This window comes from Pseudomonas sp. GW823-FHT06E10 (assembly GCF_058794995.1).
The window spans coordinates 84,822-100,147 of sequence record NZ_JBXAHJ010000020.1 but is presented as its reverse complement, the minus strand read 5'-3'; the positions used below and the strand labels follow the sequence as shown (position 1 = coordinate 100,147).

Here is a 15,326-nt window from a genome sequence, read left to right as displayed (position 1 = left end):
CGCGATGGACTCAAGAACGATGCGGTTATTCAGATACCTCGCGTATTCGTTAACGACCATCGCGAGCGGGCTCGCTCCTACAGGGGATTGTGGCGACCCGTGATGAATTTGAAGGATGTAGAACATGAAAATCTGTGAAAACCGCGTCGTGATCATCACCGGTGCCGGCGGTGGTCTGGGCCGTGCCTACGCGTTGGCCTTCGCCGCCGAAGGCGCAAAAGTAGTGGTTAACGACATCAACCGTGAAGCGGCGTTGGCCGTGGTCGGCGAAATCCTCGGCCAGGGCGGCAGTGCCGTGGCCAACAGCGACGACATCACCCGCTATGACTCGGCGGGCTTGATCGTGCGCCAGGCCATCGAAACGTTCGGCGACCTGAACGTGGTGGTCAACAACGCCGGCATCTGCCGCGATCGCATGTTCGCCAGCCTCAGCGAAGCCGACTGGGACGCCGTGGTAGCGGTGCACCTGAAGGGTCACTTCTGCATTTCCAGCCACGCCGTGAAGTACTGGCGTGAGCAGGTCAAGGGCGGCGCAAAGGTCGATGCGCGGATCATCAACACCAGCTCCGGCGCCGGTTTGCAGGGCTCCATCGGTCAGTCCAACTACGCGGCAGCCAAGGGCGGTATTGCTTCGCTGACGCTGGTGCAGGCGGCTGAACTGCGCCGCTACGGGATCACCGCCAACGCCCTGGCGCCAGCCGCGCGCACCGGGATGACCGAGCAAGTGTTCGCCGACACCATGAAAAAGCCTGAAGAGGGCTTTGACTACTTCGCCCCGGAAAACGTTGCGCCGCTGGTGGTGTGGCTCGGCTCCGAGGCTTCCGCCGAGGTGACCGGGCAGATGTTCGAAGTCGAGGGCGGCAAGTTGTCGATCGCCGACGGCTGGCGCCGTGGTCCGCAACTGGATCGCCAGGGCCGCTGGGCGGTCGGCGAGATGGGCGATGCCGTCGCTCAACTGATGACGCAGGCGGTTCCTGCGGCCAAAGTTTACGGCAGCTGAAAAAGACCGGTCTCGGGAGGCGTGTGCATGGCTATAATCGGCCCACGTTCCAACGCTGATCACCTGTAGGAGCGAGCTCGCTCGCGATGGACTCCAGCGCTACGCGTTTATTCAGACAGAACGCGTTATCGTTCACGTCCATCGCGAGCAAGCTCGCTCCTACAGGTTACCTGCGATCCCTCCAGTCACCATACGAGACCTGCCATGACCATTTCCCTGTACGACGCTTCCGTGCCTGTTTTCCAGCAAATGCTCAACGCCCTGAGCGATGTACTGAAAAAGGCCGAGGCTCACGCCACCGAAAAAAACATCGACCCTAACGCGTTCCTGCAAGCGCGCCTGTTCCCGGACATGTTCCCTCTGGTGCGTCAGGTGCAGATCGCCGTTGATTTCAGCAAGGGTGTTACCGGTCGTCTGGCTGAAGTCGAGCTGCCGAAGTACGACGACAGCGAAACCACCTTCGCCGAACTGCAAGCGTTGATTGCCAAGGCACTGGCCTTCATCGGCTCGATCAAGCCGGAGCAGATCAACGGCAAGGAAGGCATCGAGATCGTCACCCGTCCGGGCACGCCTAAAGAGAAGCGCTTCAGTGGCCAGTCCTACCTGCTGACCTACGGCTTGCCGCAGTTCTTCTTCCACGTCACCACCACTTACGCACTGCTGCGCCATAACGGCGTGGAAGTGGGCAAGCGCGACTACATGGGCGCGTTCTAAACCGTCCGGGTACAAAAAAGCCCGCCAAGGTTTGCGCCTTGGCGGGCTTTTTTTGTAGGAGCGAGCTTGCTTGCGATGAACCCGAGTACAACGCGTTTATCCAGAAAGTACGCGTTATCGTTGACGTCCATCGCGAGCAAGCTCGCTCCTACAGGGGGAGGGGGTCAGGCCAGGCGTTCGGCTTTTTGCTCTTCACCCAGGCAAGCCGCCGCGGTGAACAGCACATCGGTGGACGAGTTGAGCGCGGTTTCCGCCGAGTCCTGCAACACGCCGATGATGAAACCGACCGCCACCACCTGCATGGCGATTTCGCTCGGAATGCCGAACAGGCTGCACGCCAGTGGAATCAGCAACAGCGAACCACCGGCTACACCGGAAGCACCGCAGGCGCAGATCGCCGCGACGACGCTCAGCAGGATCGCCGTCGGAACGTCCACGGTGATGCCGAGGGTGTGCACGGCCGCCAGGGTCAGTACGGTGATGGTGATCGCAGCACCCGCCATGTTGATGGTCGCGCCCAGCGGGATCGATACCGAGTAGGTGTCTTCGTGCAGGCCCAGACGCTTGCTCAACTCCAGGTTGACCGGAATGTTCGCCGCCGAGCTGCGGGTGAAGAACGCCGTGATGCCGCTCTCGCGCAGGCAGGTCAGCACCAGCGGGTACGGGTTGCGGCGCAGTTTCCAGAACACGATGAGCGGGTTCATCACCAGCGCCACGAACAGCATGCAGCCCAGCAGCACGGCCAGCAGCTGCGCGTAGCCGATCAGCGCACCGAAGCCGGAAGTGGCGAGGGTCGAGGCCACCAGGCCGAAGATGCCCAGCGGGGCGAAGCTGATCACCAGGCGCACGATCACCGTCACGCCGTTGGACAGGTCGCCCAGCACTTCACGGGTGGTGTCGCCGGCGTGGCGGATGGCAATACCCATACCGATGGCCCACGCCAGGATGCCGATGAAATTGGCATTCATCAGGGCGCTGACCGGATTATCGACCACGCTCAGCAACAGGCTTTGCAACACTTCGCCAATCCCGCCTGGTGCAGTGACCGCGACGTCCTGGGTCGACAGCACCAGGCTCGACGGGAACGTCATGCTGGCAACCACCGCCACGACGGCCGCGGCGAAAGTGCCCAGCAGATACAGGAACAGAATCGGCCGGATGTGGGTTTCCTGGCCGTGCTTGTGGTTGGCAATCGACGCCATGACCAGCACGAACACCAGGATCGGCGCGACGGCTTTGAGCGCCGAGACAAACACTTTGCCGATGAACGCCGTGGACTTCGCCATGTCGGGGGCAAACAGCGCCAGGGCAATACCGGCGATCAGGCCGATCACGATCTGTGTGACCAGGCTCAGGCGTTTAAGGCGTTGCAATAGAGAAGGGGATGAAGCTGTCATAAAACGGCATCTCTGAATTTTTATAAGTGCATGGTTTCGTCGCAGTTGCAGCAACAAGCAGGGCAGGCCGCAGACCGGAAACCGGGAGGGGAATACAGGGTGTAGAACACCGCATTCCTTGTGGGAGCGAGCTTGCTCGCGATGACGCTGGCACAGTCGACACTTGCGTTGTCTGACGGTCCGCCATCGCGAGCAAGCTCGCTCCCACAGGTTTTGCCCCTTAAATGATCGGCATTGATCACAGGGTGTACGTTTTTCAGGGCGCGGACTTTATCACAGCGCAGGAACGATCTTTCAGACCTGTGACGAACTGCCACCCTGGTCTTCAACGCGAATTGCAGGTTCGTGCAACCGCATCCGAAAACACTCTTTTAAGATTCGCCATCCTCATTTTCATGTCTGCCAGTGGGCCTTCGGGCTATCGCTGGTGTTTTCGTTTTCTGGAGTTTTGCATGCTGCTGCCCATTCTTCTGTTGTCCGCCGCCGGCTTCACGGTGCTGACCACGGAATTCATCATTGTTGGCCTGTTGCCGGCTATCGCCAGGGACCTGGAGGTCAGCATCCCGCAGGCCGGTTTGCTGGTGACCCTGTTCGCCTTCACCGTGGCCGCGTTCGGGCCGTTCCTGACGGCGTATTTCGCCCGCTTCGAGCGTCGCAAGTTGTTCATCTCGGTGCTGATCATGTTTGGCCTGGCCAACACGGTCGCGGCGCTGGCGCCGAACATCTGGGTGATGGCGTTTGCCCGCTTGATCCCGGCGCTGGGGTTGCCAGTGTTCTGGGCCTTGGCCAGCGAAACGGCGGTGGACATCGTCGGGCCGGATTACGCCGGTCGCGCCATCGCCAAGATCGGCTTCGGCATCGTTTGCGCCACGGTGTTCGGCATTCCCGTGGGCACGCTGATTTCCGATGCGTTCGGCTGGCGCAGTGCTTTCGCGATTCTGGCGGTCATCGCCTTTGCCAAGGCGTTGCTGCTGTTTATCTATCTGCCCAGGACCAACCTGCACCAGCATCAGGTGAGCTTTCGCTCGCAGTTCAAGATCCTGCGCAGCCCGCTGATGCTCGGTCACGTGCTGCTGTCAGTGATTGTGTTCAGCGGCATGTTCACCGCGTACACCTATCTGGCGGACATCCTTGAGCGACTGGCCGGTTTCAACGGCACCGTGGTCGGCTGGTGCCTGATGGGCTTTGGTGCGGTCGGGCTGATCGGCAACTCCCTGGGTGGCCGTGCGGTGGATCGTCATCCGCTGATGGCGTCGATGATGTTCTGTGCGTTCATGATTGCCGGCCTGGTGGCGCTGGTGCCGAACATCCACTCGCCGCTGGGTCTGGCAGCAGCGATGGGCATCTGGGGCGTGACCCAGGCAGCGTTGTTCCTGGTCAGCCATGTGCGTCTGATGAAAGCTGCGCCCGAAGCGCCAGCGTTCGCCGCTTCGCTGAACATCGCCGGGGCCAACCTCGGTATCGGTCTGGGCGCGATGATCGGTGGCCGGGTAATCGACAGCGTCGGCCTGCAAGGCCTTGGCTTTGCTGCTGCGGCGTTCATCCTCGCCTCGATCCTGCTGGCCATCGCGCTGATGACCTTCAAGCCCCGGGAAGTCTGCGCCTGAGTGTCCTAAAACTCGGTAAACAGCTCGCGTCGGGCACCTTCGGTAATGGCGACAATGCCGGGGTGCTTGACCTTGCGTTCCACTGAGATGGCATAGAACGACTCGCTCACCGCGTCGGTCTGGCCGATCACCTGCACGCCATATTGGCGTCGCACCTCATCGGCAATCACGCTCGGGCCGATGAAGATCCCGCTGCCGGATTGGCCGAAGGCCTGCATCAGGGCGCTATCGTCGAACTCGCCGACAATTTGCGGCTGGATCTGCTGCTCGGCAAACCACCGTTGCAAACGGCTGCGCACCACGGTTTCCGGCCCGGGAATCAGTAGCGGCGCACCGTGCAGGTTGCGCGGAAAGTCGTGACCGTAACGGGCCGCCAGCTCTGGGGTGGCGAAGAAGCTGATCCCGCACTCACCGAGTTTCTGGCTGTAGCCCTTGATGTCCAGGTGCGATGGCATGGGGCTGTCGGATATCACCAGGTCCAGGCGCTGGATCGCCAGGTCGGCCAACAAACGTTCAAGCTTGTCTTCGCGACAAGTGATGCGCAGCGGTTCGCTCAGCTCCATGGTCGGTGCAATCAGGCGATAGACGATGGATTTGGGCACCACGTCAGCCACGCCGACGCGAAACAGGATCTGCTGCTCATTGGGTTGTGCCCGCAGCATCAGTTCCAGTTCGCCACCCAGCTGAAACATTTGTTCGGCGTAGGGCAGTGCCTGCCGGCCGGCCTCGGTGAGTTCGAGTTGCCGTCCGACACGCCGAAACAACTCGATGCCAAAGGTCTGTTCCAGTAATGAAATCTGCCCACTGATGGTTTGCGGCGTGAGATTGAGCTGCTCACAGGCGCGCACGATGCTGCCGGTCTTGGCCACCACCCAGAAGTAATGCAATTGCCGATAGTTGAGCATGGCGATCTACAGTTCGTAAAAACCGAAGTATAGCCGCTGAAAATACGAATTTTCCTGAAGTATTCACTTCCCTAGAATGCATCGCTATCAACGGGCCATCGTTTAGGTCCCGTTCGTTCTATCGAGGAAAGCATCATGAAGCTTAAAGCCACGGCATTGCTGATCACGTCTTTACTGGTACTGGCCGGTTGCGACCAGGCCGAGAAAAGCGCGCAACAATTGATGGGCAAGGCTGCCGAAAGCGCCAAACAGGCGATTGACGATACCCATAAGGCCGCCGAGCAAGCACTCAGTGACGCCACCGGCGGGTTGATCAGCAAAAAAGAATCATCGGAAAAAGACTCGGACAAAACCGAATCTTCCTCCCAGGAAATCTAAACCGTATTACAACGAGTCAGGACTGACCCATGGACTACCTTTTACAACTTGCCGCCAGCCCCACCGCCTGGGTCGCCCTTGCCACCCTGATCGTGATGGAGATCGTGCTCGGCATCGACAACCTGATCTTCATCTCGATCCTGACCAACAAGCTGCCCTTGCACAATCGACAGCGGGCACGGCGCATCGGTATCGGCATGGCGTTGATCCTGCGTCTGGGCTTGCTGAGCACCATCGCGTTCATCGTCCAGTTGACCAATCCGGTGATCGAGATCCTCGGCCACGCGTTTTCCTGGAAAGACATGATCCTGATTGCCGGTGGCCTGTTCCTGTTGTGGAAGGCGACCACCGAGATCCATCACAGCATGGACCCGGCACCGGAAGATCCGAAGTCGGCGACCTCGACCGTGACCCTGGGCTTCGCGGCCGCGATCGGTCAGATCCTGATGCTGGATATGGTGTTCTCCATCGACAGCATCATTACCGCTGTCGGCATGACCGAGCATTTGCCGATCATGGTCATCGCGGTGGTGGTGTCGGTACTGGTGATGTTGCTGGCGGCTGATCCGCTGGCCAAGTTCATCAACGACAACCCGACAGTGGTGATGCTGGCCCTGGGCTTCCTGATCATGATCGGCATGACGCTGATTGCCGAAGGCTTTGGCGCCCATGTACCGAAAGGCTACGTCTATGCGGCCATGGCATTCTCGGCTGCGATCGAGGTGTTGAACATGATGTCCCGTCGGTCCAGGCAGAAGCGGGTTGCCACTGAAGTCTGACCGCCGCTAAAAGAAACGGCCGCCTGAACTCGAAGGAGTGCAGGCGGCCGTTTTTGTTGGTCTCGGATAAAGGTGGTGTCAGTGAGCGTTGGCGTGCTGGCTCGGTGCCTTGTCCGCATCTTGCGCAGGCGCCGGCTGGACAGGGTGATGGTGGCGGCGAGTAATGCGCAGCACGCCCCACAGCATGGCGGCGGCTACCGCCAGCCAGCCGCAAACCAACATTACAATGATCATGGTCAGGCTCATCGGTGCCTCCTCTTTGCCCTTCAATGGGCACTCACGCTTCGCTGTCGTCTCTTCAAGGAACAGTCTAGCCGTTGCTGTATTTCAGGCTATTGACCGAAAGTCGGCAGTCACCAACCAGTTCGCTCTATCGAATGCAAACAACTGCCGGTTAAGGCTATACCGCTGTCGCGCGGCGTCCTATGATCAACGGCCTTGCCGGGAATATTGTTGCCTGGCGCCTGAACAAGAGAGTGATGATGGTGCGGGTATTTTCTCGAATGCTGTCGGCGGCGCTGATGGCGGGATGTGTGGTGGCGCTGGCGGGTTGCGCCGGGAGTGTTGCACCTGAGATCAAGCGTCTGCCGGAGCGGGTCGAACTCAGTGGCCGCTTCTACAAGGGCGTGGCCAATCAAAGCGGACCGCAGGTGCTGGCCAGCATGCTGTCCCAGCAGAACATCGTGATTACGCCGGGTTTGCTCGACAAACCGCTGCATTTGCCGGGCGCCGAAGCCCAGCTGCAACAGAACATGGTGAACCTCGCGCGTGAGTACGGGATGGTGGTCTATCCCCTTGACGCGACCTTGCCGGCCTTGTTGACCCAGGTCGCGGCCGGTTATCCGGTGATGGTGCGCTTCACCGAAGGCTCGGCGATGTGGGCCGAACCGCGTTATGCGATTCTCACCGGGTACAACCGTCAGAAGCAGACCGTGCTGCTGCGCGCAGGCATGAGTCAGCGGACGTTGATGAGCTTCGGTTCTTTTGAATCGGCGTTCAAGGATGCCGGCGGTTGGGCAGTGTTGATCCAGAATCCGACGCAGATTCCCGCCCAGGTCGATCAGCAACGCTGGCTCAAGGCAGCCAATGATCTGGCGCAGGCGGGCCAGGAGCCGGCGGCTGCAAAAGCTAAAAAAGCCCTGGCCGCACAGTAAGTCCGTTCGTCACCCTCCGGGCACCAGCGCCCGATGCCAGCCTCTAATCTGCAAAGGCCCGGATCTTTCCGGGCCTTGATACAGGAGGCGCCCATGGCTCATTCAACTACGCCCGTCGGTCCACACTCATCCGAGCATTCGTCTGGCGATGAGCTGGGTTTTGATCCCGATTCCCCGGACCTTGCCGATCCTCAGGTCGACCCGATCGGGCCCGCCAAGGCACCGAGGGACGTGAAACCGGGTGACAACCCCAAGGCTCCGGCCAAGCCCTACGATCCACTGGGTGATCTGAAGCCTTAGGTCCAATGGAGGTGTGTATGTCTACCGATTCCAGTTTCGACGACAAACGTCCGGAAACTGTCCCCACAACCCCCGAGCAAAGCACCGATCCGGTGATGGATCCCGACAGCCCGTTGAGGGATCCCCTGGCACGGCCAACGGTGGCGCCCACTGAAAAGCCGAAGGGTTGGAGAGATCCAAGTACCGGCGACGGTATCCCGGATGACGACCAGATGCCGCTGCCTAACGACTAACTTTGCGACGAAAAAAAGCCCCGGATGTCCGGGGCTTTTTCATGCGTTTGCAGCAAGGTTACTTCGACGCTTCTACCACGCCGCTCTGCCGCTGCTTGAGGTTCTTGTCTGCCTTGTACTGCAAGGCTACGGAAGGCACGTCCGCGCTCTTTCCGCTCTCTACCCAATTACGCATGCGCGTGGCATCGGCAAAGTGGGTGTACTTGCCATAGGCGTCAAGGATCACCAAGGCCACCGGGCGGTTAGCCATCCGGGTCACCAGCACCAGGCAGTGGCCGGCCTCGTTGGTGAAGCCGGTTTTTGTCAGCTGGATGTCCCAATCCGGCTTGCGGACCAAATGGTCGGTGTTGCGGAAACCCAGGCTGTAGTTCGGTTTGCGAAACGAAACGGTCTTTTCCTTGGTTGTACTCAGCTCGGTCAGCAGCGGGTACTTGTGCGCGGCGATCAACAGTTTGCTTAAATCGCGAGCGGTCGAAACGTTGCGCGGCGAGAGACCGGTCGGCTCGACGAAATGGGTATTGGTCATGCCCAAAGCCCGGGCCTTGGCGTTCATTGCAGCAATGAACGCGGCATAGCCACCCGGATAGTGGTGGGCCAGGCTTGCGGCGGCTCGGTTTTCAGATGACATCAGGGCAATCAGCAGCATTTCCCGGCGCGGCAGTTCGCTCTTGAGCTTGACCCGGGAGTACACACCTTTCATTTCCGGTGTGTCGCTGATGTTGATGTTGATGTATTCGTCCATGTTCTGCCGAGACTCGACCACGACCAGGCCTGTCATCAACTTGCTGACGGAAGCGATCGGCACCACCACGTCAGGATTGCTGGCGTAGATGACTTTGTTGGTCTGCATGTCCAGCAGCAAGGAGCTGCCGGAAGCGAGCTTGAGTGTCTTCGTGTCTCGCGGTGCTGCGGTGGTTTCGCCAGCGCTGGCGAAGGGCGTGATGAGAGTCCCTGCAACTGCAAAAAATAGGCTCAGGATGGAAAGACGGATATTCACGCTGGCAGACTCATAAAGTGTTGATAAGCCGTTCTGTAACGGACTGTTTCCTGAAAAGCGCGTCATTCTGGAGTATGGCTGAATAACTGTCGATGGTTGTTCAAGTAACAGGTGAAAGTCCTGAGAAACATGAAAAAAAAGTCATTTTCCGGCGGGCGGTCGGTGTTTCTCGCAGGCAAAAAAAACCCCGCCAGGGCGGGGTTCCTTGTCACGCTGACAGCGTGCGCGTTGAAACTCAGCTGTGCAGGGTTTCGGCGGCGTACAGGGTGTTTTCCAGCAGGCAGGCACGGGTCATCGGGCCTACGCCGCCCGGTACCGGGGTGATCCAGCCAGCGCGGGGCAGGGCGGTTTCGTAGATCACGTCACCGACCAGCTTGCCGTCGTCCTGGCGGTTGATGCCGACATCGATCACGATCGCGCCTTCCTTGATCCATTCGCCCTTGACCAGGCCCGGCTTGCCGGCGGCGACGACGACCAGATCCGCACGGCCGACATGGCCGGCCAGGTCCTTGGTAAAGCGGTGGGTGACCGTCACGGTGCAGCCGGCCAGCAGCAATTCCATCGCCATCGGGCGGCCAACGATATTGGACGCGCCGACGACCACGGCATCCATCCCGTAAAGGTCGACACCGGTGCTTTCCAGCAGGGTCATAATGCCTTTGGGGGTGCATGGGCGCAGCAGTGGAATGCGCTGGGCCAGGCGACCGACGTTATAAGGATGGAAACCGTCGACGTCTTTATCCGGACGAATGCGCTCCAGCAGCCTGGAGGCGTCCAGGTGTTCGGGAAGCGGAAGTTGAAGCAGAACGCCGTCGATTGCAGGGTCGTCGTTCAGGCGATCGATCAGCTCGGTCAGCGCTTCTTGAGTGGTTTCGGAAGGCAGGTCATAGGCTTGGGATAGAAAGCCGACCTCTTCACAGTCTTTACGCTTGTGCGAGACATAAACCTGAGAGGCAGGATCGCTGCCGACCAGGATCACCGCAAGGCCGGGCGTGCGCAGGCCTTGCTGGCGACGCTCGGTGACACGTTGGGCGATCTGCTGGCGCAGGCTGGCGGCGATCGATTTGCCGTCGATAAGTTGTGCAGTCATTGCGCGTGATTAACCATCGAGAGGGGAAAAAAAGAGAACGCATTCTCGCATGTCATGCGGTGAGGGCAAAGGCGCTTGGTCTGCAAATTCCCCTAACTCCTTTAATTAAATGAATTTTTTTTAAAAAGGATTTGACGACCTTCGGGGGGCTCTATACTATTCGTCGCACTTGTCGGGCACAGCCTAGCACTGGTTAGGAAGGTTGAGCAGGATTACGATTCTGCAAGACTGGAAAGCACTTAGTTTGTAGTCCTCCAAGGTTACAGCTAGCAAGGCGCCCGTAGCTCAGCTGGATAGAGCATCCGCCTTCTAAGCGGATGGTCGCAGGTTCGAGTCCTGCCGGGTGCGCCATTAGGCAGCTTTGGCACAAGTAGCGCGATATGGTGGGCGTAGCTCAGTTGGTAGAGCACGGGATTGTGACTCCCGTTGTCGTGGGTTCGATCCCCATCGTCCACCCCATATTTCGAAAGGCGCCAGATTAACAGTCTGGCGCCTTTGCTTTAAAGGCTTCATCCGCGGATGTGGTGGAATTGGTAGACACACTGGATTTAGGTTCCAGCGCCGCGAGGCGTAAGAGTTCGAGTCTCTTCATCCGCACCAAATAAAGCTTCATTCAGGCACTTGGCCTGGCTGGAGCTTGATAAAGAAGTTGTTTGGCTTCTTTAACAGGCAATATGGTGGGCGTAGCTCAGTTGGTAGAGCACGGGATTGTGACTCCCGTTGTCGTGGGTTCGATCCCCATCGTCCACCCCATATTTCGAAAGGCGCCAGATTGAAAAGTCTGGCGCCTTTTTTGTTTCGGCGGCCGCAGGTTCCGGGTCGCAGGGGCGGGCGTTTCGTCGTATTTATGTTTCTCGATGATGCTGTCCTGCCCGCCGGCCTTGCTTGCGAGATCGGCTGTCAGGGAGATGATTGGCGACCTTCTCTATATAGGGAAAGGTTGGCGCAGAGCCCTGGCGTGATTGGTTGTATTTGCCATCGGGGCGAGGTGCATTCGTGCATTCGCACCTATAAATTGCCTGCTGCGTTTTTACCCGTTTTCAGTAGGGTGACTTCTTGAGTTTGACCCACTAGAATGCATGCCCTTGATTCTGGGGTCGGAAACGGCCGGCTAACGTCTGTGCAACGAGGAATATCCATGCAAGTTTCTGTTGAAAATACTACTGCTCTTGAGCGCCGCATGAGCGTCACCGTGCCGGCTGAGCGCATCGAGAGCCAGGTCAACAAGCGTCTGCAGCAGACCGCCCAAAAGGCCAAGATTGCTGGCTTCCGTCCAGGCAAAGTGCCAATGAGCGAAATCAAGCGCCGTTTCGGTGCTGACGCTCGCCAGGAAGCTGTAGGCGACGTGATCCAGTCTTCCTTCTACGAAGCTGTGGTTGAGCAGAAGCTGAACCCGGCTGGTCAGCCTTCGATCGAGCCAAAATCCCTGGAAGCGGGCAAGGACCTGGAATACGTAGCCGTATTCGAAGTGTTCCCTGAGTTCACCGTTGCCGGTTTCGAAGGTATCACCGTAGAGCGCCTGAGCGCTGACGTGTCTGATGCCGATCTGGACAAGATGCTGGACATCCTGCGCAAGCAGAACACCCGTTTCGAAGTGGCCGATCGCGCTGCTCAAAACGAAGACCAGCTGAACATCGATTTCGTCGGCAAGGTCGACGGTGAAGTGTTCGCTGGCGGTTCCGCCAAGGGTACCCAGCTGGTTCTGGGTTCCGGCCGCATGATCCCTGGTTTCGAAGATGGCCTGGTTGGCGCCAAAGCCGGTGAAGAACGCGTTCTGAACCTGACTTTCCCAGAGGACTATCAGAACCTGGACCTGGCTGGCAAAACCGCCGAGTTCACCGTGACCGTCAACACCGTTTCCGAGCCAAAGCTGCCAGAACTGACCGAAGAATTCTTCGCTCAATTCGGCATCAAGGAAACCGGTCTGGAAGGCTTCCGCGCCGAAGTTCGCAAGAACATGGAGCGTGAACTGCGTCAGGCGATCAAATCCAAGGTCAAGAATCAGGTAATGGACGGTCTGCTGGCCACCAACCCGATCGAAGTGCCAAAGGCTCTGCTGTCCAACGAAGTTGACCGTCTGCGCGTGCAGGCTGTTCAGCAGTTCGGCGGCAACATCAAGCCTGACCAACTGCCGGCCGAGCTGTTCGAAGAGCAAGCCAAGCGCCGCGTAGTACTGGGTCTGATCGTGGCTGAAGTGGTCAAGCAATTCGACCTCAAGCCTGACGAAACCCGCGTTCGCGAGATGATTCAGGAAATGGCTTCGGCCTACCAGGAACCTGAGCAAGTTGTGTCCTGGTACTACAAGAACGACCAGCAACTGAACGAAGTTCGCTCGGTTGTGCTGGAAGAGCAAGTTGTGGATACTGTTCTGCAGAAAGCTAGCGTGACCGACAAATCGGTCTCTTACGAAGAAGCAGTCAAGCCGGTAGAAGCACCACAAGCCGACTGATCACTTTTGCGGTAAGAAGCAAACACCATAAGCCAGCCTTCGAGCTGGCTTATGCGTATTCAAGACATAACTATTTGGGAGTGACTGCAGAGCATGTTCCGTAATTCGTATATTCAGCAGAACTCTGATATCCAGGCCGCCGGCGGCCTGGTCCCGATGGTTGTCGAGCAGTCCGCTCGTGGCGAGCGCGCCTACGACATCTACTCGCGTCTCCTCAAGGAGCGGGTGATCTTTCTGGTGGGCCCCGTAGAGGACTACATGGCCAACCTGATCTGTGCGCAACTGCTGTTCCTTGAAGCGGAAAACCCGGACAAGGACATCCATCTCTATATCAACTCCCCGGGCGGTTCGGTGACGGCGGGCATGTCGATCTACGACACCATGCAGTTCATCAAACCCAACGTGTCGACCACTTGTATCGGTCAGGCGTGCAGCATGGGCGCGTTCCTGCTGACGGCCGGTGCACCTGGCAAGCGTTATTGCCTGCCGAACTCGCGAGTGATGATTCACCAGCCACTGGGCGGTTTCCAGGGCCAGGCGTCGGATATCGAAATCCATGCCAAGGAAATCCTCTTCATTCGCGAGCGTCTCAACACGCTGATGGCCCTGCATAGCGGGCGTACTCTTGAAGAAATCGAGCGCGATACCAACCGCGACAATTTCATGAGTGCAGAAGCCGCGCGTGAGTACGGGTTGATCGATGAAGTGATCAGCCAGCGCCCCGCTTAAAATAAGCAGCTCAAAATAAGGTTGGTCGGCGGGTCCGATCACCGGCGGGCTTGAAAAAGCCCGCAATAGCCTTCATCTTGTGTTGCAAGCCTATCGGATTTGGATCGAACGAATGACTGACACCCGCAACGGCGAGGACAACGGCAAGCTGCTCTATTGCTCCTTCTGTGGCAAAAGCCAGCATGAAGTACGCAAATTGATTGCCGGCCCCTCGGTCTTTATCTGCGACGAGTGCGTCGACCTGTGCAACGACATCATCCGCGAGGAGGTGCAGGAAGCACAGGCCGAAAGCAGCGCGCATAAATTGCCTTCGCCTAAAGAAATCAGCGGCATCCTTGATCAGTATGTGATTGGTCAGGAGCGTGCGAAAAAGGTTTTGGCCGTAGCGGTGTACAACCACTACAAGCGCCTGAATCAGCGTGACAAAAAGAATGACGACGTCGAACTCGGCAAGAGCAACATCCTGCTGATCGGCCCGACAGGCTCGGGTAAGACCCTGCTTGCCGAAACACTGGCCCGCTTGCTGAACGTGCCGTTCACCATCGCTGACGCAACCACCCTCACCGAGGCGGGTTACGTGGGTGAAGATGTCGAGAACATCATTCAGAAGCTGCTGCAGAAATGCGATTACGACGTGGAAAAGGCCCAGATGGGCATTGTCTACATCGATGAAATCGACAAGATTTCGCGCAAGTCTGACAACCCGTCGATCACCCGGGACGTTTCCGGTGAAGGCGTGCAGCAGGCCCTGCTCAAGTTGATCGAAGGCACGGTCGCTTCCGTTCCGCCTCAAGGTGGTCGCAAGCATCCGCAGCAGGAATTCCTGCAGGTCGACACCCGTAACATCCTGTTCATCTGCGGTGGCGCGTTCTCTGGTCTTGAGAAGGTCATTCAAAACCGTTCCACCAAGGGTGGCATCGGTTTCAACGCAGAAGTGCGCAGCAAGGAAGAAGGCAAGAAAGTCGGTGAGTCCCTGCGTGAAGTCGAGCCTGACGATCTGGTCAAGTTCGGTCTGATCCCGGAATTCGTCGGTCGTCTGCCGGTACTTGCCACGCTGGACGAGCTCGACGAGGCTGCATTGATGCAGATCCTCACCGAGCCGAAAAATGCTCTGACCAAGCAGTATGCCAAGCTGTTCGAGATGGAAGGCGTGGATCTGGAATTCCGGACCGACGCTCTGAAATCGGTCGCCAAGCGTGCCCTGGAGCGTAAAACCGGTGCCCGTGGCCTGCGTTCGATTCTCGAAGGTGTATTGCTCGACACTATGTATGAAATCCCCTCGCAATCGGAGGTGAGCAAAGTAGTGATCGATGAAAGCGTGATAGAAGGCAAGTCCAAGCCACTGTATATCTATGAAAACAGTGAGCCGACCGCCAAGGCTGCGCCAGACGCATAAGCGTCACGCAGCTTGAATAAAGAAGGGGCCTTCGGGCCCCTTTGCTATTTCGGGATCTGGCCTGCAGGAGCCGGCTTGCCAGCGAAGGCGGTCTTTGAAGGCGTATCCGGCCCGTCACAGCAGCATCCGTATGCTGCAATCTTTCAAGTGGTTCTTTTATCCGCTTGTTTTTTTCCTGGGCAGCCCCCATCTTGGTTT

16 protein-coding genes and 4 tRNA genes are annotated in these 15,326 nt (G+C 58.4%); 15 read left to right on the top strand and 5 right to left on the bottom strand.

Annotated elements, in window-relative coordinates; all coding sequences use genetic code 11:
* The first annotated feature begins 124 nt into the window (after positions 1 to 124).
* Together AC1Q6Y_RS25680 and AC1Q6Y_RS25675 are read left to right on the top strand one after the other, a co-directional pair.
* Positions 125 to 1,000 carry an SDR family oxidoreductase gene (locus AC1Q6Y_RS25680; protein WP_489338903.1) on the top strand — a complete coding sequence of 292 codons (876 nt, stop codon included), beginning with the start codon at positions 125 to 127 and terminating at the stop codon, positions 998 to 1,000.
* Between the two features lie 204 nt (positions 1,001 to 1,204).
* The gene (locus tag AC1Q6Y_RS25675) at positions 1,205 to 1,714 is read left to right on the top strand and encodes a DUF1993 domain-containing protein (protein ID WP_154861387.1); all 510 of its coding nucleotides are present in this window, start codon (positions 1,205 to 1,207) and stop codon (positions 1,712 to 1,714) included.
* Between the two features lie 164 nt (positions 1,715 to 1,878).
* Here the strand turns inward: AC1Q6Y_RS25675 and sstT are convergent, their stop codons facing one another.
* On the bottom strand, positions 1,879 to 3,111 hold the full coding sequence (gene sstT, locus AC1Q6Y_RS25670) for a serine/threonine transporter SstT (RefSeq protein ID WP_492625423.1): 1,233 nt from the start codon (positions 3,109 to 3,111) through the stop codon (positions 1,879 to 1,881).
* Positions 3,112 to 3,563: 452 nt separating this feature from the next.
* On the opposite strand from sstT, the gene AC1Q6Y_RS25665 reads away from it, so the two are divergent.
* Positions 3,564 to 4,718 (top strand): MFS transporter, encoded by a 1,155-nt coding sequence (locus AC1Q6Y_RS25665; protein ID WP_090456711.1) that lies wholly within the window; start codon positions 3,564 to 3,566, stop codon positions 4,716 to 4,718.
* A 5-nt stretch (positions 4,719 to 4,723) separates the two neighbouring features.
* Here AC1Q6Y_RS25665 and nhaR read toward each other — a convergent pair whose 3' ends face one another.
* Positions 4,724 to 5,623 carry a transcriptional activator NhaR gene (gene nhaR, locus AC1Q6Y_RS25660; RefSeq protein WP_057714085.1) on the bottom strand — a complete coding sequence of 300 codons (900 nt, stop codon included), beginning with the start codon at positions 5,621 to 5,623 and terminating at the stop codon, positions 4,724 to 4,726.
* Between the two features lie 135 nt (positions 5,624 to 5,758).
* Here nhaR and AC1Q6Y_RS25655 point away from each other — a divergent pair, with 135 nt between their 5' ends.
* Complete coding sequence (locus AC1Q6Y_RS25655; protein ID WP_057714086.1) at positions 5,759 to 6,001, top strand: hypothetical protein; 243 nt, start codon at positions 5,759 to 5,761, stop codon at positions 5,999 to 6,001.
* Between the two features lie 29 nt (positions 6,002 to 6,030).
* The gene (locus AC1Q6Y_RS25650; protein ID WP_090456707.1) at positions 6,031 to 6,780 is read left to right on the top strand and encodes a TerC family protein; all 750 of its coding nucleotides are present in this window, start codon (positions 6,031 to 6,033) and stop codon (positions 6,778 to 6,780) included.
* 78 nt (positions 6,781 to 6,858) lie between these two features.
* On the opposite strand, the gene AC1Q6Y_RS25645 is transcribed toward AC1Q6Y_RS25650, so the two are convergent.
* Complete coding sequence (locus tag AC1Q6Y_RS25645) at positions 6,859 to 7,026, bottom strand: hypothetical protein (protein WP_218496146.1); 168 nt, start codon at positions 7,024 to 7,026, stop codon at positions 6,859 to 6,861.
* Positions 7,027 to 7,205: 179 nt separating this feature from the next.
* Here AC1Q6Y_RS25645 and AC1Q6Y_RS25640 point away from each other — a divergent pair, with 179 nt between their 5' ends.
* The 3 genes from AC1Q6Y_RS25640 (at position 7,206) to AC1Q6Y_RS25630 (ending at position 8,467) form a co-directional block, all read left to right on the top strand.
* On the top strand, positions 7,206 to 7,934 hold the full coding sequence (locus AC1Q6Y_RS25640) for a C39 family peptidase (protein WP_090456705.1): 729 nt from the start codon (positions 7,206 to 7,208) through the stop codon (positions 7,932 to 7,934).
* A gap of 93 nt (positions 7,935 to 8,027) precedes the next feature.
* On the top strand, positions 8,028 to 8,234 hold the full coding sequence (locus AC1Q6Y_RS25635) for a DUF6021 family protein (RefSeq protein WP_015094297.1): 207 nt from the start codon (positions 8,028 to 8,030) through the stop codon (positions 8,232 to 8,234).
* A 17-nt stretch (positions 8,235 to 8,251) separates the two neighbouring features.
* Complete coding sequence (locus AC1Q6Y_RS25630) at positions 8,252 to 8,467, top strand: hypothetical protein (protein ID WP_057714090.1); 216 nt, start codon at positions 8,252 to 8,254, stop codon at positions 8,465 to 8,467.
* A 58-nt stretch (positions 8,468 to 8,525) separates the two neighbouring features.
* Here the strand turns inward: AC1Q6Y_RS25630 and pbpG are convergent, their stop codons facing one another.
* Positions 8,526 to 9,464: a D-alanyl-D-alanine endopeptidase gene (gene pbpG, locus AC1Q6Y_RS25625; protein WP_057714091.1), complete on the bottom strand. Its 939-nt coding sequence runs from the start codon at positions 9,462 to 9,464 to the stop codon at positions 8,526 to 8,528.
* Positions 9,465 to 9,699: 235 nt separating this feature from the next.
* Positions 9,700 to 10,554, bottom strand: a complete 855-nt coding sequence (gene folD, locus AC1Q6Y_RS25620) for a bifunctional methylenetetrahydrofolate dehydrogenase/methenyltetrahydrofolate cyclohydrolase FolD (protein WP_046043051.1) — start codon at positions 10,552 to 10,554, stop codon at positions 9,700 to 9,702.
* A 274-nt stretch (positions 10,555 to 10,828) separates the two neighbouring features.
* On the opposite strand from folD, the gene AC1Q6Y_RS25615 reads away from it, so the two are divergent.
* From AC1Q6Y_RS25615 to clpX, 7 genes are all read left to right on the top strand, one after another.
* Positions 10,829 to 10,905: transfer RNA gene (locus AC1Q6Y_RS25615), tRNA-Arg, on the top strand.
* A 32-nt stretch (positions 10,906 to 10,937) separates the two neighbouring features.
* Positions 10,938 to 11,013 (top strand) — tRNA-His (locus AC1Q6Y_RS25610).
* A 56-nt stretch (positions 11,014 to 11,069) separates the two neighbouring features.
* Positions 11,070 to 11,154, top strand: a tRNA-Leu gene (locus tag AC1Q6Y_RS25605).
* A 77-nt stretch (positions 11,155 to 11,231) separates the two neighbouring features.
* Positions 11,232 to 11,307, top strand: a tRNA-His gene (locus AC1Q6Y_RS25600).
* A gap of 385 nt (positions 11,308 to 11,692) precedes the next feature.
* Positions 11,693 to 13,003, top strand: a complete 1,311-nt coding sequence (gene tig / locus AC1Q6Y_RS25595) for a trigger factor (protein ID WP_057714092.1) — start codon at positions 11,693 to 11,695, stop codon at positions 13,001 to 13,003.
* Positions 13,004 to 13,096: 93 nt separating this feature from the next.
* A complete protein-coding gene (clpP, locus tag AC1Q6Y_RS25590) occupies positions 13,097 to 13,732 on the top strand; it encodes an ATP-dependent Clp endopeptidase proteolytic subunit ClpP (RefSeq protein WP_057714093.1) in 636 nt (211 codons plus the stop codon).
* A 112-nt stretch (positions 13,733 to 13,844) separates the two neighbouring features.
* Positions 13,845 to 15,128, top strand: a complete 1,284-nt coding sequence (clpX, locus tag AC1Q6Y_RS25585; RefSeq protein WP_008048848.1) for an ATP-dependent Clp protease ATP-binding subunit ClpX — start codon at positions 13,845 to 13,847, stop codon at positions 15,126 to 15,128.
* Positions 15,129 to 15,326: the final 198 nt, after the last annotated feature.